This window comes from Thermodesulfobacteriota bacterium (assembly GCA_040753795.1).
Lineage (GTDB): Bacteria > Desulfobacterota > Desulfobacteria > Desulfobacterales > Desulfosudaceae > JBFMDX01.
The window spans coordinates 108,132-130,421 of record JBFMDX010000013.1 but is presented as its reverse complement, the minus strand read 5'-3'; the positions used below and the strand labels follow the sequence as shown (position 1 = coordinate 130,421).

Annotated in this window: 9 protein-coding genes and 1 pseudogene; 9 read left to right on the top strand and 1 reads right to left on the bottom strand. The window is 56.3% G+C overall.

What is annotated here, in order from left to right; translation table 11 throughout:
• The 5 genes and pseudogenes from AB1724_14765 to AB1724_14745 all read left to right on the top strand — a co-directional run.
• Positions 1 to 1,889, top strand: a 1,889-nt coding sequence (locus AB1724_14765; GenBank protein MEW6079070.1) for a hypothetical protein, incomplete at its 5' end; no start/stop codon positions are given.
• Between the two features lie 9 nt (positions 1,890 to 1,898).
• A pseudogene (locus tag AB1724_14760) lies at positions 1,899 to 2,303 on the top strand (rhodanese-like domain-containing protein).
• Positions 2,304 to 2,508: 205 nt separating this feature from the next.
• Entirely contained in the window at positions 2,509 to 2,577 is a 69-nt protein-coding gene (locus AB1724_14755; GenBank protein ID MEW6079069.1) for a hypothetical protein, read from the top strand.
• A 255-nt stretch (positions 2,578 to 2,832) separates the two neighbouring features.
• The gene (locus tag AB1724_14750; GenBank protein MEW6079068.1) at positions 2,833 to 14,934 is read left to right on the top strand and encodes an RHS repeat-associated core domain-containing protein; all 12,102 of its coding nucleotides are present in this window, start codon (positions 2,833 to 2,835) and stop codon (positions 14,932 to 14,934) included.
• Between the two features lie 31 nt (positions 14,935 to 14,965).
• The gene (locus AB1724_14745) at positions 14,966 to 15,430 is read left to right on the top strand and encodes a hypothetical protein (protein MEW6079067.1); all 465 of its coding nucleotides are present in this window, start codon (positions 14,966 to 14,968) and stop codon (positions 15,428 to 15,430) included.
• Positions 15,431 to 16,664: 1,234 nt separating this feature from the next.
• Here the strand turns inward: AB1724_14745 and AB1724_14740 are convergent.
• A complete protein-coding gene (locus tag AB1724_14740; protein ID MEW6079066.1) occupies positions 16,665 to 17,015 on the bottom strand; it encodes a helix-turn-helix transcriptional regulator in 351 nt (116 codons plus the stop codon).
• Between the two features lie 282 nt (positions 17,016 to 17,297).
• Between AB1724_14740 and AB1724_14735 the strand changes: the two genes are divergently transcribed.
• From AB1724_14735 to AB1724_14720, 4 genes are all read left to right on the top strand, one after another.
• On the top strand, positions 17,298 to 17,597 hold the full coding sequence (locus AB1724_14735) for a hypothetical protein (GenBank protein MEW6079065.1): 300 nt from the start codon (positions 17,298 to 17,300) through the stop codon (positions 17,595 to 17,597).
• Complete coding sequence (locus AB1724_14730; protein MEW6079064.1) at positions 17,554 to 20,226, top strand: CHC2 zinc finger domain-containing protein; 2,673 nt, start codon at positions 17,554 to 17,556, stop codon at positions 20,224 to 20,226. Before AB1724_14735 ends, AB1724_14730 begins: the two co-directional genes overlap by 44 nt.
• Positions 20,227 to 20,389: 163 nt before the next feature.
• Positions 20,390 to 21,298: a tyrosine-type recombinase/integrase gene (locus AB1724_14725; protein MEW6079063.1), complete on the top strand. Its 909-nt coding sequence runs from the start codon at positions 20,390 to 20,392 to the stop codon at positions 21,296 to 21,298.
• Complete coding sequence (locus tag AB1724_14720; GenBank protein MEW6079062.1) at positions 21,295 to 22,221, top strand: tyrosine-type recombinase/integrase; 927 nt, start codon at positions 21,295 to 21,297, stop codon at positions 22,219 to 22,221. Before AB1724_14725 ends, AB1724_14720 begins: the two co-directional genes overlap by 4 nt.
• Positions 22,222 to 22,290: the final 69 nt, after the last annotated feature.

Here is a 22,290-nt window from a genome sequence, read left to right as displayed (position 1 = left end):
GGCTCAAGGCTTACCTGTTCACGGAAGCCGGCGCCTATATGGGCCTAAACCAGGTTACCGATGCCGACGGCCGGACGGTTTTTAACCTGCCCGAGCGGGTCTATAAAGTCCGGGCGGATTTCCTCGGCAAGCATTACTGGTCCGGGGCTTTTACCCGGGAAGACCGGACGATTGAAATTCCCATGGCGGATGTCGAAATCACCGTCCTGGACGGTGTTCCCCTATCCAATGTGCCGGTTTATGTGTTTTCGGAAGCCGACGCTTATCTGGGCATCAGCGGCGCCACCGGTACCGACGGTAAAATCCGGTTCCGCCTGCCCGCCGGCGCCTATAAATTCCGGGCGGATTATCAGCACAATCAATTCTGGAGCGGAACCGCCCAATTGACCGCGGATCAGAATAATCCCGTGAACATTCACACCGGCGGCGGCGTATTCTCCCTGACGGTGATGAAGGGCGACATCCTGCCCATGATCGGCGCGGACTGTTATGCCTTTGACGAAAACGGCGCCTATCTGGGGCTGACGGACGTGACCGACAGCTCCGGCCAGGTCGGTTTCGACCTGTCCGACGGCGATTATAAGTTCCGCGTCAATTATCTGGGGTATATGTACTGGTCGGATCTGCTGACCGTGCCGGACATCTTAAGTGAAATCATGACCATCGCGCATCAGGACACGCAAATTACCGTCAACAGCGTCTATCAGGGCACGGTCCAGCCCCTGGCCGGCGTCAATACGTATCTCTTCACCGATTCAGCCGTTTATATGAACCGGACTAAAGCCACCGATGCCGCCGGACAGACGATCTTCAATCTTCCTGAACAGCCATATAAAGTCCGGGCCGATTACCTGAGCCGTCAGTACTGGTCCGATATTTTCACCTGGCAGGACAAAACCATCACCATCCCCTTGGCCGAGGCGGAGATCACCGTAACCGGCAATGGGCAGCCCCTATCAGGTATACCCATCTATGTTTTTAATAACGCCGGTGCCTACTTGAACATCAGCGGCGTCAGCGGTTCCGGTGGTCGGGCCACCTTCCGGCTTCCGGCCGGTAATTACAAGTTCCGGGCCGATTATCAGGGCAGTCAGTACTGGAGCGCCATTTCCGCGCTGACGGCCGATCAGGTCAATCCGATCCCGATTTCCGTGGGCGGCGGCACTTTTACCCTGACCGTACTGAAAAACGCCACCGACGCCCTGGTCGGGGCGAGTTGTTATCTGTTTACCGGCGCCGGCGCCTACCTGAACAAGTCGGCCGTCACCAGCAGCGAAGGCCAGGTCTCCTTTGAGTTGGCCGACGGTACTTATAAAATCAGGGTGGATTATCTCGGCTACCAGTTCTGGACGGGTGTCTTTACCATTCCGTCCTCGCTTTCCGAAGTGCTGACCATACCGCATAAGAACGTGGCCATAACGGTTACCAGGGACTATCAGGGCCAGACCCCGCTGGCGGGCATCCCCGTTTATCTGTTCAAGCCTTCCGGCGCCTATTTAAGTCAGAGCCGGACCACCGACGTTGACGGCCGGGTGGTGTTCTACCTGCCGGACCAGGCCTACAAGGTTCGCGCGGATTACCTGGGCAGCCAGTTCTGGTCGGCTAACTTCCAGTTTGCGGATACCGCCGTCACCATTCCCCACAACCTGGTGAGGGTCCATGTCCACCGATCGGGCGTTGATGTGGCCGGGGCCGTTGTCTATCTGTTTACCGGCGCCGGCGCTTATCTCAACCGTAACCTGACAACCGACAGTGCCGGCATCGTGGAATTTACCCTGCCGGAAAAAGCCTTCAAATTCCGGGCGGACCAGGGCGGCGCCATGGTTTACAGTTCCGTTGTCAACGTTCTGGCGGGGCCGGTGCAAATCGTGGAGATCAACCTGGAGTAACGGATCTTTATGAATATGAAGTATGTCTTACCGACGTTTTATATAATTATCAATCTACTGCTCGCGGTCTCGGCCCTGGCGGCCGATCCGGAAACGCCGGGTTCCGTTTCTCCGGGATCATCCGCTAAGGCACACGACTATTCTTTTTCCCGGACCGTTGACGCGGTGCTGCACAAAAAGCAGCAGGGCAATATCGTCGTGCTGGCGGATGTGCGGAACCGGCCTGATTTTGACCGGCTCCGTATCCCCTGGGCCATCCATATCCCGTTGTACGCCCTGAAGACCAAACCGTTTCTGAAAAACGACCTGGTGGTGTTGACCAACAACGGATTTAATTATAGCGCCCTGGAGAAAGAGAGCGCCCTGCTCCGGGAGCAGGGCGTTGATGTGGCCATTCTGCGCGGCGGCATCAACGCTTGGCTGGAAAAAGACCTTCCCGTCAGCGGCGACCCCTTGGCCGGTGAGGAGATCTGGCTGGCGGACCCCGCCGATGTTTATCAGGAATCGGCGTACAAGTCCTTTTTACCGGTGAATGCCTCGGCCCGGGCGGATCAGAGTTTTTTCCCTGAGGCGGTCTTGTTAAATCCAGTGGACAAGGCGGCTGAACTGATGAAGGACTATAACCAGTCTCACCCGGCCGGTTCCGTGCTGGTGTTCAATGAAGACGGGACGGACTATCCGACGATAAGAACCAAATTGTTATCAATGGGAGTGACCCGCCTGTTTTTTCTTAAAGGCGGCTTGAACGCATATAAAACGTATCTTGACAACCTGGCGTTGTCCCGGGTTCCCCGGGAGCGAAGAATGCAATCTTACAACAAATGCAAGAGCTGTGGTGATCGATAATCGGAGGTCATATTCCATGACGGCTTTGTTATTCGGGGGGAGGCAGAAAGTGGACGGCAGAGAGTTATCACGTTTCCGTAAGGCGGCTCGCATCCTGATGATCTTATTGCTGGCGCCGGCGGCGCTGGGCTGGCTGGCAACAGGATATCCGGCCGCGGCCGCCACCAATGTCAGCGGAACCATCAGCGTCAATACCACCTGGACGGTCGCGGGCAGTCCCTATATCGTCACCGCTGATGTGACGGTCTCAAGCGGCAAGACATTAACCATTGATCCCGGCGTGGTCGTCAAGTTTAATGCCGGTAAAAGCCTTATTGTCTCCGGTGCGGTCAACGCCGTCGGCACGGCGGACACCCCGATCCTTTTTACTTCCAACGCGGCCACACCAGTGCACGGAGACTGGAATTCTATCCGTTTCAATTCTTCCGCGCTTGCCTCCACCCTTGAATTTTGCACCGTTGAATACGGCGGCGGGCTCAATACCATTCCGGCCAACATTTGTTTTTTCAGCGGGGCCAGTCCGGTTGCGATAAGAAATTGCACCATTCAGTTCAGTGAAATTTACGGTATTTATATCAGCAGCGCCTATCCGGTTATCTCCGGCTGTACGATAAAAAATAATTACTCCTATGGTATTCAATGCTCCAACGGATCCGGTCCGCATGCCGAAATGATTATAGAGAATAATAATTTCATATCCAATGGCGGTGCCATCAGCACCGGCGCTTATATCAACCGGATCTCCGGCAACACCGGAACCGGTAACTATAAGAACTGCATATCGATCAGAAGCACTTTGAGTATCGGTGGAAACTGCACTTGGGAGAAGCAGGATCTTCCCTTTGAAATCAATGACGCTGATGTGGCGGTCAACAGCGGCATAACCTTGGCCATAGACCCGGGAGCGGTCGTTAAGTTCGGCGCCGACAGAGAACTGAATGTAGCCGGCGCACTGAATGCCGTTGGTACCGCGAATGATCCGATCCTGTTTACCTCAAACGCGGCAACGCCCGGGCCGGGAAGCTGGGATCGTATCCTTTTACGATCTTCTTCTCCTGCTTCCATCCTTGAGTACTGCACTATTGAATACGGCACGCGCAATATAAGTGTGGCTTACAGTGGGTCGCCCGCCATCCGATACAATCTGATACGGGCCGGCTCTGACGCCGGCATCTTTGTCAGTGGTTCCATGTGCAATGGCACTGTAATTGAATGTAATAATATAATTGAAAATAAATATGGAATCACCACCTATAACGACGCTCAACCGACCATTGGCAATAATAATTTTGTCGGCAATTCAAGTTGTGGCGTTAATAATAGCAACTCCGCAAGTAAAGTAGTCACGGCCGAAAACAACTGGTGGAACCATCCGGAAGGACCGAACAAAACGGGCGGCGATGCTGTCTATGGCAGCGTGGACTTCGACCCCTTCCTGACAACCTACACCTCCTGCATCCCCCTTCCGCCGCCGGCTGTTACCGGTATTACCCCGGCCAACAATTCCATTTTCATGCTGACCAATGCACCCGCCACGATCACCGTCGCTTTTAAGGAGTATGTCTATAATGACGGCCTTGATTTGCAAAATTCAAATCTGACCGTTACGGACGGCAATGACAATCCGGTTGCCGGCGACTGGCAGTCATCCGATATCAGCCATCTTGTATTTACACCCGCTTATCCATTGACGATGGAATCGGTTTATACCGTCGCCATCCAATTGCAGGACAGTTTAGGCAACCAGTCGCCTCAATATACATATCATTTTGAAGTGGACGGCACGCCGCCGGAGCCCCCGGTCGTTAACCCGGTGACGACCCCCACCAATTCCAGTACCCAGGCAATTTCCGGAACCAAGGAGGCCTATGCTTCCATAGTATTAAATGATACCGAGGTCGTTGGGCATACCGCCCTGACTGCCTGGCAGTACACGGTCACCCTTACCCCGGGCGACAACACCCTTGTGTTTAAGGCGGTTGACCGGGCCGGGAACCAAAGCGACCCGGCCGGGGCGGTGGAGATTTTTTATGACAATGTTGTTCCCGCGCCCATAACCACCCTGAGCGCCGACGGCAACGGCGACGGCACCACCGTAAACCTGAGCTGGACCTATGACGAAACCGCCCAGGGCAGCGATATTAATCATTATGATGTCTACCGGGCCGACCCGGTTGACGGCGTTTGCCAATTAACCAATGTTACCGGCCTGACGCCCATCGCCACGGTCCCGGCCGGCTCCACCACCTATCAGGCTTCCGGCCTGACCCGGGACCAGATTTACTGTTTCGCCCTGATGGCCGTTGACGCTACCGGGCAGTTTGACCCAACCGTGAATGCCGTGGCGGCCACGCCCATTGACACCGGCCTGCCGGCCGAGGCCACCGGTATTTCCGTATCTGATTGTCAGTCAACCAGCCTGACTTTTACCTGGACCCCGTCCGCGTCTTCCGACCTTGCCCACCACAAGGTTTTTTTTGATGGGGATACCATCGGCGTCGTCATTCCATCCGGAACCAATACCTATACGGCCGCTGGTTTAAATGCCGCCTCCACTTATACCTTTAAAATCGTGGCCGTTGACGACGCCGGCAATGCCAGCACCGGCGTGCAGATCAATGCCGCCACCCTGATTGATAACCCCGCCGTTACCTCGGCAACGCCCCATGACGGATATGTGAATCTGACCTGGGCCGCGCCGGCGATTAACGACAACAACCCGGTCAGCCCCCTTAAACATTACGCCGTGTATAAAAGCACGGCGGCCTCTCCGCCGGCCTTGATCGACGAGATGACCCTGGCCTTTACCACCACGTCCACCACCGTCAATGTTCCCAGCCTGATCAACGGTCAGGCCTATTATTTTGCCGTGGCCGCGGTCAATATTTCCAACAGGAAATCAGCCGATGTCAGCGGTAAAACCATTTCCGCGACACCCGCGGCCGACAATGATTCCCCCGTCATCCAATCCGTCACGTTTAACGGTACCGCCCTTTCCGGCGCCACTGTTTCGGCCTCCGGAACGATCCAGGTCGTGGCCACCGATACGGCCGGCATCAGCCGGGTGGCTTTTTCGCTGGTTGATGACGCCACCGGCACAACGGTTTTCTCCTCCACGGATTATTCCTCCCCGTATGCCTGCTCGTTGGATATCCTTACCCTTGCCAACGGCGCCTACACCCTGCATGTAGTTGCCACCGATACCCTGGGCAATGCCAATGACCCGGCCGCGACTTATGGATTTACCGTGGCTCTGCCAGATATCAGCCCGCCGCAGATCACCAGTCCCTCGACCGGCTTTGTCACCAACCAGTCCTCGGTGACGGTTTCCGGAACCGTAGAGAAGAACGCCGTGGTCACCTTCTATGACGGCAGCGACAATTCCCTCAATGTCACCGCCACGGCCAATGCCTCCGGCGTTTTTTCCGCCGTCATCCCCCTTGTCGCCGGGACGAATACCATCAAGGCCCGGGCCGAGCATCTGGGCCGGACCAGCGGCTTTAGCGCGGCCGTCACCGTAACGCTGGATACGACCCTGCCCAGTCCCACCGCCCGCCTGACCGCCGGCGCCTTAAGCAGCGGCCGCGTCAAATTGACCTGGGATGCCGTCAGCGGCACGATCAGCGGTTATAACCTTTACCGCCATACGGCGCCTTTCTCAGAAGTTTCTGCGGCCACCCGGGTCAACGGCGCCACGATCATTACGGGCACTACTTATACCGACCTGCCTGCTTCGGACGGCACCTATTACTACCGGGTGACTACCGTTAAAAAACTTTCCAGTGGGGCGATCAGCGAGAGCGTTCCTTCCAGCGAAGCCTCGGCCGTTTCCGACGGCACGGCGCCGACCGCGGTTGAAATAACGTATGCCCCCCTGGGGCCTGTTGACCCAGCTAGCGGCGCCATGGGCGTCGGCCGGGTCAACGTTACCCTGCAGGTCAGCGAAGCGCTCGTGGCCACGCCCTTCCTCAGTCTTACCCCCGCGGGCGGCCTGCCCATATCCGTCAGCCTGAATAAAATTTCCGACACCCAGTATTCAGGCTACTTCCTGATCGAGGCCAATACCGTGGCCGCCACGGCCTATGCCGTCTTCTCCGGCCGGGACAAGGTCGGCAACGTCGGCACGGTCATCACGGACACCGACGCCGCTTCCATCCTGATCGATACCCACGCGCCGGAAGTCATCCGGCTGGCGGTCCAGCCGGTTTCGCCCATTAATAATGATTCGCCGACGACCGTGACCGCGATTTTCGGCCTGGATGAAGCCCTGGCCGATGGCGCGGTCCCGACCGTCAAATGGCTGCTCTCCGGGGAAGGGCGCACGGCCCAGGCCGTTACCGCCACTGAAATACCCGTTCAGCCAGGCGACGCCCAGACCTGGCAGGTGGAGTTTACCCTGCCCGCCGACGGCGGCTTGACCGCCCCGGAAACTCTTTCCTTTGAATATGAAGGCGCCGACAAGCTGGGCAACGTCGGCCACACCATTTCCGCGGACAATGCCTTCCAGGTTTATCAGGGCAATCTGCCGCCTCTGGAGACCCCTTTCGGTTTTTCGGCCGAATCCATGCCCGGTGGAGCCGTGCGGCTCTCCTGGGCGGGGGTGACCGGTGCTTCCGGGTATCGGCTTTACCGGGGTACGGTCAACAACCCGGCCCAGCTCACCGCCCTGGAGGCGACGCTGACCGACACGGATTTGCAGTACACGGATCTGCCCGTTGCTGATGACATCTATTATTATGCCGTCGCCAGCCTACGGGAAGGAAACGGCCAGAACGCCGAGAGCGCCAAAAGCGCGCTGGTAGCGGCCGCTTCCGACCGGGTGGCGCCGGAGCCGCCGGCGAACCTGGCCCTGGCCCAGGCCTCCAACGGCATCAGCCTGACCTGGACCGGTCCGACCAACGAAACGGTTACGTACAACGTTTATCGCGACAGCGCCCTCATCGACGCCATCAATATAACCGGCCTGATTCCGCTGATTACGGGCATTCCCCAGGCGGCCGTGGTCGACCCCGGCCCTTCGGCCCTTGATATTTTTTACGTTGTCACGGCGGTGGACAAAGCCGGCAACCAATCCCCGCCGTCCGCCTGCGTCAACCACACCTTCCTGCTGCTGCCGGTGGCCGGCATCACCGTCACTCAAGCAGAATCCGCCTACCCGGTCATCACCTGGACCGACAATAATGCTTCAGGCAACATCAGCGGGTACAACCTCTTTCTCGGCCCCAGGTCCGGCAACGTCAAACTCAACACTGCCGGCCCGATGACCGGCCGGACGTTCACCGACACCGGTTATGCCGGCGACGACCGCACCTATACGTTGGTGGTGGTTCATCACAACGGCGTTGATGAAAGCCTGGAACGGGCCGTCACCCTGCCGAAGGTGACCGCCGTGCCGGAACCCGGCGCGACCATCCAACGCGGCATCATGAACGGCCTCAAGTATACGGTCACCAACCGTTCCGCCATGACCCTTTCCAATGTTCAGCTCAAGACGGATGTGACGCTCTCCGACAGCTCAGTCCGCTCCCACCTGTCGCCGGTCTTTTCCCTGGCGGCCGGAGAGACCAGGACCGTGTCCGTAACCATCGGCGGTTATGCCGACCTGCCGGATATGGCCCCGGTCGCCACCACCGTCGCGATTACCGAAGAAGCCAATGAAACCGTCAATATCATCCGGAGCACCGTCCTTCCCGTGACCGACGGATTGCTGGACCTGCGCCTGACCACCGAGGCCTTTACCCGCGGCGGCACGGGCCTGGCCCGGTTCGAGCTGGTCAACACCGGCGTGGAGCAGATCGAGATCATCACCGCCAGGAATACCGGCCGACTTCCCTCTGATGAAATCAGCCTGTTCCTGGTCAACGAGGACGGCAACGTCATTACCGAGAAGAAGTTCCAGGCCGCCACCGGCGGCAATGTGGTCACCCTGCCCAACGGCGACACCGTGGCCCGGATCGTGCCCGGCGGCTCTTTTGTTTCCAGCGATATCGGTGTGCCGGCGCCTGCCACCGCGCCCGACGCCCTGACCGCCCGGCTGACCATCGCCAAATTCTATTATCACCGCGGCCAGGCCGACGAAGTGGTCATGAACGGCATGAGCACCACCGCGCCGGTCTCCCTGATCGAGACCACCTATACCGGCACCGTGGATTTGGTGACGCCGGTCAGCTCTTCCGGCAACCAGGACATCACCATCTCCGGCCGGGCCGTGGAACGCCTGACCGGCGACAGCCTGCCCTTTGCGTCGTTAAAGCTGGTGATCTCCAAAAACGGTTTTGAACAGAAGACAACCGTCCAGACCGGTCAGGACGGAACCTTTACCCATGTCTACACCCCCCAGGCCGGGGACTCCGGCACCTACCAGGTCTGCGCCGTTCATCCCGACCTGACCGAACGGCCGGTGCAGGCCACTTTCACCATCAGCAACGTCAGCCTGCAATATTCCAGCTACAACCTGAAGATACCCAAGAACTACGAATACACCGTTTCGATGAAAGCCACGGCAGGCCAGGGCACCACCGCCGCCAACCTGCGCTTTGATTACCGGGAAGGCGAGAGCGCTCCTCCCGGCGTCCAGATTACGTTCGGCGATCCCATCAATCTTACCTCCGGCCAGAGCGGCCAGGTGACCTTTACCGTGCTGGCCGACAACACCGCCGCCACCACCGGCCAGTTTACCCTGCGCCTGGTCAGCGACGGCTCCCCGGCCGCCGGCTGGGACACCCTGCCGGTCAATTATGTGTTTGCCGAGGCCGTGCCGGTACTCGGATTTACGCCGGACCATGTGGAAACCGGCACTACCGTGGGTACGCCCGTTACCGAGACCGTCACCCTGGAGAACCGCGGCACGGCCGACATGGAAAACGTCGTCCTGACCCTGACCGACGCCGCCGGCAACCCGGTGGTCAACACAACCGCCAATCCCGCCTGGGCGGCTATCACCACCCCGACCCAGATCGGCGCCCTGGTCCCCGGCGCCAAAACCGCGGTCAATATCCAGTTCGCGCCCTCCCAGGCGAGCCAGGTGGGCGACCATACCTTTTATCTGAAAGTGACCGGCGATAACCACGCCGTCGTCAACATCGGCCTCTATGTCGGCGTGGCGGCCGAAGGCCAGCCCGGGAACGTCCTGTTCCACATCATCGACCTTTACACCGGTACGGTTGGCCAGAACGACGAGACCATTGCCGGCCTGGCCAACGCCAAAATCCTGCTGCAGAACGAGCAGACCACTTCCCTCCAGTTTGAACAGATGACCGACGCCAACGGCCAGGCCGATTTTACCGACCTGGCGCCGGGCAATTACAAATACCGGATCCGCGCCGAAAACCATCAGGAAGAGATCGGCCGGCTGTGGATCAAGTCCGGGATCACGGAAACCCGGGAGGTGTTCCTGCAATACAACCTGGTCACGGTGGAATGGGAGGTGGTGGAGACCACCATCCAGGATAAGTATGAGATCATCCTCCATGCCACCTTTGAGACCAATGTGCCCGCGCCGGTGGTGCTCTATGAACCCATGCACGTCAACCTGCCGGATATGGCGCCCGGCGACGTGTTCACCGGCGAGTTCACCCTGACCAACTACGGGTTGATGCAGGCGGAGAACATGGCCCACCATTTAAATGTCGGTCAGGGGTATCGCTTTGAATTCTTGCGCGAGTTGCCCACCACCATCGGCCCCAAGGAAAGGATAACACTGCCCTACCGCCTGACCTGCCTGAGCACCGCTGACGCCGTCGACAGCACCGGCGGCGGTGATGGCGGGGGCGGTGCTTCAGGTGGTTCAGACTATGAATATGGTGAGTGCGGCGGCAAGGGCTCCGCGGGTTGGAGCATGAGCAGCGGCGGAAGCGGCGGTGGAAGCGGCGGCGGAAGCAGCGGCGGAAGCGGCGGCGGCGGAAGCGGAGGCGGGGGAGGTAGTAGCGGCTCTGGTCCTTCGGGTTCGTCCATGGGCGGGAAGAAATGTATTCCGGAGTGCAAATCAGCATGCTGCGACAGTGGCGGTTCCGGATGTGGCGGCGGCAGCGGCGGCGGCCCGGGACCACCTCCACCCCCCGGCCCTGATCCCAGCCCAGCCGCGGACTCATTTTGCCCAGATGACGGTGGCGGCGGCGGAGGCGGCGGCGGAGGAGGCGGAGGCGGAGGCGGCGCCGCATGCGGGCTGACCTGCGAGCCCACCGGTTCGGGAGTGAACCTGCTGTCCGGCGCTTATGCCGTCGAATACTCGGATCTGTATGTGAAAGTACCGGGTGGTAGTATCGCGGTTAAACGGCATTTTGATGCCGAGCGGATTACCCGGGATGACGGAACGAGAATGATGCAATTCTCTTATCTTTTCAACCATGAACAACGGCTGGAGAAAGAATACGGTGATCTTTCCGATGCGGACGATCTTGTTGCCGTCAAATATTACGGCACGACTTATGAAAAATCAGGCGGCAGTCCGGTTGATATAGACGGTTTTAATATTTACGCTGTTTATCAGTCCGGTTCCCGGACAATATCAAGGGTCAGCGATACCCCCCTTGGCGCCTGGGCGGATCCCATGTTCAAGTGGCAGGCACGCGGCGGCAATTGGATTTTGTTCAATTACGACGGTTATGTTATCGAGTATGGCGACAGGAACGGAACGGTCGGCAAAGTGCTCTGGAATGAGCAATCCCGTCAACTCCTCGGCGTGGAAGACAGAAACCACCAGCAGCAGCTCTGGTTTGAGTATAATGCCGGCGGCCGGATCAGCGCCGTGCACGACCTTGACAATCGTCGGGTGGAATATGTCTACGGGCCATCCCCCGGTCAAACCGTTGACGGCGAGGTTATTCCTGGCAGCCTGGAAACGTTTACGGATGTGTATGGCAATCAAACCCATTTTTCTTATGACGACGCCAGCGTTATCGTCACCTATCCTGACGGCAGCACCAAAGAAGTTGTCTATGATTTGGATTTGGGTATGGCGACGTCCGTCGACTATGGAACAGGCAAAACCTTTACTTTTGAATACGATTACAACAGCACCAACCAGGAACGCTATTCAATGGTCAGGACGCCGGATGGTGCGATCAAGGAGACCTGGTATCGCCCGGCCGGGGACGGCAATTTCGGCTACAGCAAAAAAGCCATAAACGGCGATATGATTGAGGAGATTGAAGTTCTGGACAACGGCCGCACCCTGCTGACCACCGACGGAAACGGCAACGTCACCCGCAAGCAATACAATGAATGGGGCCAGTTGGCGCTGGTGGCCTATCCCGACGGCACACAAAAAACCACCCTGTATGACAACGTCATTCATAAGCCGATCAGAAAGACCGATGAAAACGGCATCATCACCACTTATGCCTATGACGCCCAGGTCAACCTGATCGAGAAGACCGAGGCCGCGGGCACGGCCGACGAGCGCGTCACCCGTTATACCTATGACGCGGTCGGCAACCTGACCGAGACCCGCGTCATCGGCCCGCCGGACATCGTCACCACCATGACCTATGACGCGGCCGGCAACATGACTTCGGTCTCTGATCCGGAAGGCAAGACCATGCACTTTACCCACGACGCCATGGGCAATGTCCTGACCCGGACCGATGACGACAACCACACCTGGACCTATGTTTATGACGCGGCCGGCAACATGACCTCGGTCACCGATCCCCTGGATCGGGTCTCGGCCTATGAATATGATGCCATGGGCAATAAGGTCAGAGAGACCGGCCCGGACAACGTTCAAACCCTGTTTGAATTTGACACCCAGGGCCACCTGATCAAACAGACCCGGGTGATCGATCCGGCCGACCGGACCAAGGACGTGGTTACGGTCTTCCAGTACAACTTTGACGGCAAACTGTTAAATATGACCGATCCGGAAGGAGCGGTCACCACCTATACCTATGACGACCGCGGCCGGGTGATCAGCACCACGGACGGCGCCGGCAACGTCGTGTCCATGTCCTATGACGGCGGATCAGGCACGGGCTGCTCTTCCTGCTCCGGCAGCGCCGACCAGCCTTCGGCCATTACCTATCCCACGTTCGTAAAACAGATCAGCTACGACACCCGCGGCAGAAAGACGGCCGAGCGGGATGTGGCCGAACAAACCACCCAGGCCCAGTATGAGTATGACCCGGCCGGCAACCTGATCGCCAAAACCGACAAGGACGGCCGGATCACCGCCTATGCCTATGACAATTTCAATCGGCTGGTCAAAGTGACCGATCCGGCTTCGGGCCAGACCTCCTATGCCTATGACGCCCGGGGCAATCTGGTCTCTTTAACCGATGCCAAAGGCCAGACCACGACCTTTGCGTATGACCTGAACAACCGGTTGACAGAGGAGACACGGCCGGAAGGCGAACAGACGACCTATGCTTACGACGCAGCCGGCAACCTCTCGGAAAAGCGCGACGCCAAAGGCCAGAAGACCACCTATATCTATGACGCCGCCGACCAGTTGATAGAAACCCGGTATTATGATGCCGCCAACGCCCTGGTCAAGACCGTGACGTTCACCTATGACGCCACCGGCCGCCTGACCGGGTATGACGACGGCGCCACCTCGGCCGTCTATGCCTATGACCCGGCCGGACGCAAGGTCACGGAGACGGTCAATTACGGAACGTTCAGCAAAACGCATTCTTATGCTTACATGAAAAACGGCCTGAAAGAGAGCTTTACCGGGCCGGACGGCGTGGCCTATGGCTATACCTATGACACGGCCAACCGCCTGGCCGGGGTCCAGATCCCCGGCTCCGGCCTGGTCACGGTCAGCGACTATACCTGGAACCGACTCTCGGGGATGACCCTGCCCGGCGGGGCTTCCAAGGAGTTTGGTTATGACCAGCTCATGCGGATCAGCCAGATCACGGCCAAGGACCCGGGCGCCAACGAACTCTTGAATTACGCCTACACCCATGACAATATGGACAACATCACGGCCAAGACCACCGAGCACGGGGATTATGCCTACGTGTATGACGCCCTGCACCGGCTGACCTCGGCCGACAACCCGGAGGCCGTAAGCCTGACGGACGAAGCCTTTACCTACGACAGCGTGGGCAACCGTCTGACCTCGGCCGACCGGAACGGGGCCTGGGCATATAACGATAACAATGAGCTTCTGTCAGTGCCCGGCTTGGCCGAAGGATCCGGTAGCGGCGGCCTTCAGGCCGCCAGTTATGAATACGACGCCAATGGCAACACCGTTAAAAAGACCGTTGACGGCGTGGTCTTCAGCTATGTCTACAACACCGAAGACCGGCTGGCCCAGGTCTGGAACGGCCTGCCGAACTCCGGCACGCTGACGGCGAGCTACTATTATGACCCGTTCGGCCGCAGGCTGTGGAAGGACGTCGGCGGAACCAGGACATACTTTCATTATGCCGACGAAGGCCTGGTCGCGGAAATGGACGCCTCCGGAAATGTCGTCAAGACTTACGGCTGGCAGCCGGGCGGTACCTGGGGCACCGATCCGCTGTTCATGAAGAGCGACGGGAGTTATTACTTCTATCACAACGATCACCTCGGTACCCCGCAGAAGATGACGGCCAGGAGCGGGGAGGTGGTGTGGTCAGCCAAGTATGAAAGCTTTGGCAAGGCTACGGTGGAGGTTGAGATGGTTGAGAATAATCTGCGGTTCCCGGGCCAATACTACGATGCCGAGACGGGGCTGCATTATAACGGGTTTAGGTATTACGAACCAGAAATCGGAAGATACCTGCGTAAAGATCCAATAGGCTTCTTTAGCGGGGACCCAAACCTCTTTAGGTATGTATTCAATAACCCTTTAAAATGGAGAGACGAATCAGGTTTAGGGGAAGTCCTTTCTGCCGCCATCCCAATTGCGACAACTGCTTCAGCTCTGGATGGCCCTCTACCTTTTGGCGAAGCTATAGGATCAGCAATCATACTCGGAGCTTTGCTTTATGAAATGTCAGATGACATTGGAGATGCAGCTGAGAGACGTTCAGAATATTTAAAATATCATAACCGTTGTAATGAGTCACCGCCAGAGGGGCTTGATCTATGTGAACGTAAAAAATGGAACCTTCAAAGAGAAAAAGACTGTGTACGAATGAGAGAAGAGTTTTCACGGAAGTGGTATCCCAATGATGGCGACGCCGGTCATGAGCAACAAATCATTGAGAGAAGACAAGCCATTAAAAAGTTAGAAGAATACATAGCGAAAAACTGTTGCAACAAATAAAACCAGTGTTGAAAGGATTTTAACTCTATACATGAATGAAGAAAAATTGCTTAAAGAGGCTTTAAGATTATTTCCTGATAATCTTAGACCATTACATTTTACGAATTATTTACACTGTGAAGAATGTAAAGATCATGATGATGTATTATCGGCACATACAAGAGAAAGTATAACCTATAAAGAACTCGGTAATGCAGTTTGGGACCCAATTGCATTTATAAATGAGAAAGGGTTTAAATATTATTTTCCTGCTTTGGTACGCCTTGCATTGTATGGCAAAGACGAGGAATATTATATTGATCAATTATTATTCCACCTAAATGAAAATAAGAACTGTAATTTATTTAATAAAGAAGAATCACTATTTGTAATTAATTTGCTGAGTTTTCTTAAAGATAATAGGTACAATGAGATAGAGCTAAACATGGATTTAGAAGAGTTGGAAAAAGCATTACTACTTTGGAAACGAAAGAGAACACATAGGGGACGTCCTTAAATAATTAAATAACTCATTCCGTGTGTGAGAGTGGGTGACGGTTTTTTGCCCAACGACTCTAAGGAAACAGGTCAATCTGATGGTCAAAAAAACTCAACCAGGCAGGCATGAACAAGGAGGGATACCCATTTTTTATATGCCTGCCTGGTTGCCTTTTTGCGCCACAGCCCGCAAAAAGCGCACCCATTCTGCCGGCCGACCTCGCCTGTGGCCGTGCGGGCAAGGATGTTTGATGTTTGCCTCGCCTGTCACGCGCCTTGCATATCAATTTTATTCTGGATTACCCGATCAAGTCGGGTAATGGCAAATAAAGAAACCGGAGGATGACCAGAGGAACAGGCAAGCCGCGCGCCAGGCTCTGCCGCGGCTTCGATCCCTGCCGTACAAAATAACCGGCGCCGGCAGAAAAAGGTGCGCCCCACGCAATCAATCTTAAGCCCACCCCCCGACCGCTCCCCCTCGCCAGGGGCCGTCACAGGCCTTGCAGCTTGTAGGTTCTGACCCCGTTTATTTGACCACGCCCCGCCGTCGTTACCCTTCGGCGGGGCATACACCCGTCACCCATTTCTTTTTTAACCGCCCATTCGGGCAAGGCCCTGTGCCGGCCCTGTCTCCGCCGGGCGGGCTCACCCCAGGCCGTGCAAATATCTCCTCCCTCAGTTCTTGCCCAGCCCGCATTCAAACGGTATGGCTGTGTGCTCGGGCTCGGCCGGGCTTCTTTGTCGCCCGTCCTCCGCTCCCTGCGCGCACAGCAGTTAAAAAGAAAAACGCCCGCCCATTACCGGAATACTCCGGCCTTACGAACAAACCAGAAAAAACCCATACCAAAAATCGGAAAATAAAAATGTACCACCCTCGTCATTGCCCGGTTTATCCGGGCAATCCAGAATAAAATTGACCTTATACCTTATCCGGGGAGGCGGAGGGCCGACGACGTGGCGAGGGGCAGAGGGAGCGAAGGCGAGGCGTAAAGTTTGCATAGACTTGTTTATGTAAAAGCGAAGCGAGGGAAGGCACGCCGTGCCCACGTCTTGATAATGCGGCATTATCAGACGTGCCGAGCGGAGCGGCTTTACGCCACGCCGAAGCGACCGACAGGCCCGAAGCCGCAAAGGAGAGCCCGAACGCCGGGCGGGCGGGGATAAAATAAATGACCTGGCTGCCCCCGCAGGCTGCGGAAGCCCGCCGGCAGTTTGGCGGGCTGAAGCCCGAGGAGGCAGACAGTTACCGCTGTCTATTTATCAAGAGCCTTTAGATGGGAGTCAATGGCTTTAAGGATAAATTGCTGCTGTGAGGACGGCAGCTCCTTAATTTTATTCATTCTACGTTGTAACTTGAGATCTGGCTTGCCTCCATTGTTTTTGGGAGGCTTAACGCCTAAGAGTTCATCGGTTGTGATATTTAATGCCTTTGATAGCGGAGCAATCAGGTGAGCCGGTGGATATTTTGTCTCACCTTCATAATAGGCTATGACTCGCCGTGACACGCCTATCTTGTCAGCCAGTTGCTGTTGAGTCAGGCCGCTTGATTTTCTTAGGTGCGCCAGGTTTTTACCGAAGTTCATTATGGTTGATTTTGTCTTCATGGAAAAAATATATCACGACTTTTAAAAACAATAGCATTTTGCGCTTGACATCATTATACGATGATCGTACATTATTCATACGCAAAATGACACATTAAAAAACATCAATTTTTTGCTTGACAGTTGATTGACGGGGGTTTGCGAAGAAAAGGCCATCAACCGTAACTTTGGCGAGTGCGGGTTGATGGCCGGAATCCGGCAATCAAAGGGCCAAAACCCTTTGAAAACCTTTTCTTTTTCTATCCTATCTCCCGCAAAAAAGCAAGAAGGGAGGTGATCCGCATGACATCCACGTTAGAAACCACCGACATCTTCCGCGGGGCGTTTTATCTGTGCATGGGCGGACGGCTGGACGACATCCGGTTTAATGAAAACGGCAAACAGATCGCCAGCTTTATGTTCACCGGTCCGGACCTGGTCGAGCATGACCAGGCATACCGGGACGGCCATGCCCTGGTCAACCCCGTCCAGTTCAGAGAATCCCTGAACCATTTGCGCGACATCCTTTTTAACCAGCTCAGACAGCGGGAGACGAGATATGATAGAACAAGAGAAAATCGACCGTATCAAAACTACGGTTGACATGAAAGCCCTGGCCGAGGCCAAAGGCATCAAATTGAAAAAAAACGGCCGGGGATACTTCGGCCTGTGTCCCTTCCACGATGATCACAATCCATCTTTATCCATCAATCCCAAAACCAACCTGTGGCAGTGCTTTGGCTGTGGCGCGGCCGGGGACGTGATCCGGTTTATCGAACTGTTTGACCGGGTGAACTTTACCGAGGCCGTGCGGATACTGTCGGCCCCAGAATCTACCTTACCTGCCCAAAAATCCCCGCCATCAAAACCCCAGCCCAAAGAAAACCCCGACACCCCCGACACCGACAACCCCCAATCCCTGACCGTCAAACAAAAGAAACTCCTGGCCCGCGTCATCGCCTATTACCAGCACACTTTAGAAACAACCACCCAAGGCCTGGACTACCTCAAGAACAAGCGAGGCATCAGCCGCAACCAGTCTTTAAAGGACTTCGGGGCCGGTTATGTCAACGGCACCCTGCTTTCTATCCTTCCGGATGACAAAGAAGTCCTTGACGATTTAAAAGCCATCGGCATCTTAAACGCCAAGGGAAACGAACGCTTTTTAAACTGCGTGGTGTTCCCGCTGTATGATACGGCCGGGGCCGTGGTCAACCTGTACGGCCGCAACATAGACGAGGGCTGCGAGCTGACCCATTTGTATTTGCCGGGCAAGCGTTCCGGCCTGGTCAATGCCGGGGCCGTCAAACGCTCCCAGGCCATCCTTTTAACAGAGTCCATCATCGACGCTTTAACCCTGTACGACCAGGGCTTTACAAACGTCATGCCCCTGTACGGCACCAACGGCCTGATCGACGATCATCTGTCTTACTGCAAAGGCAAAATAAAAGAGGCCTATCTGGTCTTTGACGCGGATGATCCCGGCCGCAAGGCGGCCCAGGCCGTGGCCATGCAGCTAAAAAACAAACAGATCACGGCCTATACGGTCGAACTGCCGGTAAAGGACGTGAACATCTACTTTAACCGGCATACCCCGGAGCAGTTCGAGGCCCTGCTAAAACAGGCTAACCCCAAATCATTAGAGCACTCCGACCATGTTCATCCCAGGAAAAAGACCCTGTACAAGCACACGGAAAACGGCTTTATCGTCGGATACGGAGAACGGCAATACCATGTCAAGGGCATACAAAGAGGCGACACCCAGCTTAAGGCCGTGATCAAGGCCTCGCCGGACGTGGAAGGCAACCTGCCGTTTGAGCTGACCACCATTGATCTGTACTCGTCCCGGTCCCGGCTCTGGTTTGCAAAACTTTGTGCCGACCTGTTCGGCGCGGCCGAGGAACTGGTCAAGGAAGACATTGGCAAGCTGCTGGCCCTGGTAGAAAGTTATCAGCCTAAAGAAAAACAAGCGCCCCGGCTTGAGCCCAGCCAGACAGAAAAGGCCGCGGCCGAGAAGTTCTTAAAAGGCCCGGACATGTTCAAAGACATTCTGGACGCCCTACTGGTCATGGGCATTGTGGGGGAAGAGACCAACAAGATTGTCTGTTATCTGACGGCCGTGTCTCGGCTTCTGGCAAAGCCCTTGTCCACCTTGATCCAGTCGAGAAGCGGGGCCGGCAAATCAACCCTGCAGAACGCCATCCTCCGCTTTGTCCCGGAAAGCCACCAAGAAAAGTACACCCGCGTCACCGACCAGGCCCTGTTTTACAAGGAAGAAGGATCGTTAAAGCATAAAATCCTGGCCATCGAGGAAGAAGCAGGCGTGGGCGGGGCCGCGTATTCTATAAGAAACATTCAGTCAGAAGGCCGGATCAGGGTTGCCGCAACCGGCAAGGATCCGGGCACCGGCAAAATGAAGACCGAGACTTATACCGTGGAGGGCCCGGTCTCGGTCATGCTGACCACCACGGCGGCCGACATTGACGCCGAGACCGCTTCCCGCTTTATCTTTCTGTCCATCGACGAATCAGAATCCATGACGGCCGCCATCCACGACAAGCAAAAACAGGCCAGAACCCTGGAAGGCCTGGTCAACCGGACCAAGTCGGCCCATATCGAGCGTATCCACCAGATCGCCCAACAGATGTTAAAGCCCGTGGCCGTGGTCAATCCTTACACGCCGTATCTGTCTTATCCCACAAAGTCGCTTATCAGCCGCCGGGATCATGACAAATATCTCGGCCTGATCGAAGCTATTGCCTTTTTACACCAGCACCAGCGGGAGGCCAGGACCGTGGCGGCGGACGGCCGGGCCGTAGAATACATTGAAGTCACGTTAGAGGACATCGACAAGGCCAATGTCCTGGCCAATGACGTTCTGGGCCGGAGCCTGGACGAGTTGGCCCGGCCTTCCCGTCTTTTGCTTGACGGCATTTATCGCATGGTCAAAGACATATCCCAAAAACAGGGCATCCCAGTTGACGAGGTTTTTTTTACCCGGCGCATGATCCGGGAGAACATCAACTGGACGGACTGGCAGATACGCGCCCACATCAGCCAGCTTGAGGACCTGGAATATCTTCATGTCCGGTTCGGGGCTCGCGGCAAGGAGTATGCTTACGCCTTGAACTACAAGGGCCAGGGCGAAGGCAGCAGCAAATTTTATCTGAACCTGACGCCTGTTGAAGAGATCAAAAAGCTGATCCGGCAGGAGGAGAAACAAAAGAAATAGCCGGCTACGAGGGTAATCCGGGCAACTACGAGGGTAAATCAAGGGACTACGAGGGAACAACGAGGGTTGCCAAAATGACACTTAAACCTTTGATGTCAAACCATAACCCGAACAACTACGAGGTTGTGGAGCAAGAAACAGCGGGGGGAGAGAGGGGGTATCAATGGAGGTCGTCGTAACTATAGCCGAGTTCAAGCAGCAGTTAAAAGCAAAAGGCTATGCTCCAGCCACCATCGAGAGCTACAGAAAAAGCCTGGACCAGTTCGCGGCCTGGCTGGCCGGGCAAAAGATATCTGATCTCCGGGCCGTGACCCGGCCGGTGGTGCTTGACTATCAATCCTGCGTCATGGCCCGGGCCGTGGCCATGGAGACCAAAGCCTTGAAGATACGGGCCGTCAAGCGGCTGTTTGAGTATCTGGAGGCCGGCCATCAGCTTCTTGTTAATCCCTCCGATGGCATTGTGGAGACCTGCCGCAGAAACCGGAACATCGGGCCGGTGCTGACCATGGCCCAGGTAAAAAAGCTCCTGGCCCAGCCCAACCTCTCTTTAAAAACCCATATCCGGGACCGGGCCGTCATGGAAGTGCTTTACGCCACCGGCATCCGGTTAAACGAGCTGTTGTGTCTTGAGATTTATCATGTGGATTTAAAAGAAGGCGTGCTGTACATCCGCCGCGGCAAGGGCAGCCGGCAGAGGGTCGTGCCCCTGGGCAAGACAGCCGCTGCCTGGGTCAGAGAGTATTTAGAAAAGATCAGGCCCTATTACGCCAAAAAGAACCCGAAAGAAAGACGGCTCTTTTTGCTCAATACCGGCCAAGCCATGACGCCGGCAAGCGTCCGAGGTCTGCTGCTCAAGTATCGCGATCAGGCCGGCATCAAGACCAGCGTCTCCCCGCACACCTGGCGCCGGACCTGCGCCACTCATCTTTTGCAGAACGGGGCCGACATCCGCCATATCCAGGAGCTGCTCGGCCACAGGAGCCTCAAGACCACCCAAGGCTATACCAAAATCATGCCGCGGGAGGTCAAGCTGACCCATGACCGGACTCATCCGAATCAGGAGCAACCATGATCATCGCCGAGCTTATACCGGTATATCTAAACCATTTAAAGACCCTGAGCCGGTCTTATTACACCATCCGGGGGGCTAAATACGGGCTGAACGATTTGGCCGGGTTCCTGGCGCAGGAGCAGGCCGTAACCCTTGAGGCGCTGACTTCTGACATCCTGTACGAATACCAGCAGGAACTCAGCTGCCGGCACACCGTTGCCGGCCGGCTTCTGTCCCCGCGGACCCAGGCGCAGATGCTGGGCACGGCCAAAGGCTTTACCCGGTTTTTAAAAGAACGCGACTATCTTGTTCATGATCCCGGAGAGGCCCTTCAACTGCCTAAAAAACCCCGACGCCTGCCCAAGGTCATCTTAAGCGCCGTTGACATCAAAAATCTCATGGCCGCGCCGGACACGCGCACCAACCGGGGTTACCGGGACCGGATCGTCCTTGAGATTCTTTATGATACGGCCATCAGGCGTTCGGAACTGGCCGGGCTGCGGCTGGTTGATCTTGATCTTAAATCCGGTTATGTCCTGGTTCACGGCAAGGGCGATAAAGACCGGGTCGTGCCCATGAGCCGCCGGGTATGCGGCCTGACGGAAAATTACATCATGATGGTCCGGCCCGCCTGGATAAGCGGCCGGGACGCCGGCCATCTGATCTTAAACCGCTGGGGAGAGAAGATGGACCCCAACGGCGTCTGGGCCGTGGTCAAGCGCTGCGCCCGCCTGGCGGGCATCAAGAAAAACATCTCCACCCACACGTTCCGGCACACCTGCGCCACCCATATGTTAAAGAACGGCGCGCCGATCCGGCACCTGCAGGAGATGCTCGGCCACGAGTCGTTAGAATCCACCCAGCTTTACACCCGGGTCACCATCAACGATTTAAAAGAGATCCACAGCAAGTATCATCCCTCGGAAATAGCGGCCGGCGGATAGCCGTCCACCAGCGCAGGAATACCAGCACTCTGCCGTCATCCGGCGATTAAAAAGAAAACGAATTTCTTT

Excerpts from the sequence above, each read along its gene's own strand:
- AB1724_14750 (MEW6079068.1), top strand. The coding sequence starts at position 2,833 with ATGATCTTATTGCTGGCGCCGGCGGCGCTGGGCTGGCTGGCAACAGGA.
- AB1724_14745 (MEW6079067.1), top strand. The coding sequence starts at position 14,966 with ATGAATGAAGAAAAATTGCTTAAAGAGGCTTTAAGATTATTTCCTGAT.
- AB1724_14740 (MEW6079066.1), bottom strand. The coding sequence starts at position 17,015 with ATGAAGACAAAATCAACCATAATGAACTTCGGTAAAAACCTGGCGCAC.
- AB1724_14735 (MEW6079065.1), top strand. The coding sequence starts at position 17,298 with ATGACATCCACGTTAGAAACCACCGACATCTTCCGCGGGGCGTTTTAT.
- AB1724_14730 (MEW6079064.1), top strand. The coding sequence starts at position 17,554 with ATGATAGAACAAGAGAAAATCGACCGTATCAAAACTACGGTTGACATG.
- AB1724_14725 (MEW6079063.1), top strand. The coding sequence starts at position 20,390 with ATGGAGGTCGTCGTAACTATAGCCGAGTTCAAGCAGCAGTTAAAAGCA.
- AB1724_14720 (MEW6079062.1), top strand. The coding sequence starts at position 21,295 with ATGATCATCGCCGAGCTTATACCGGTATATCTAAACCATTTAAAGACC.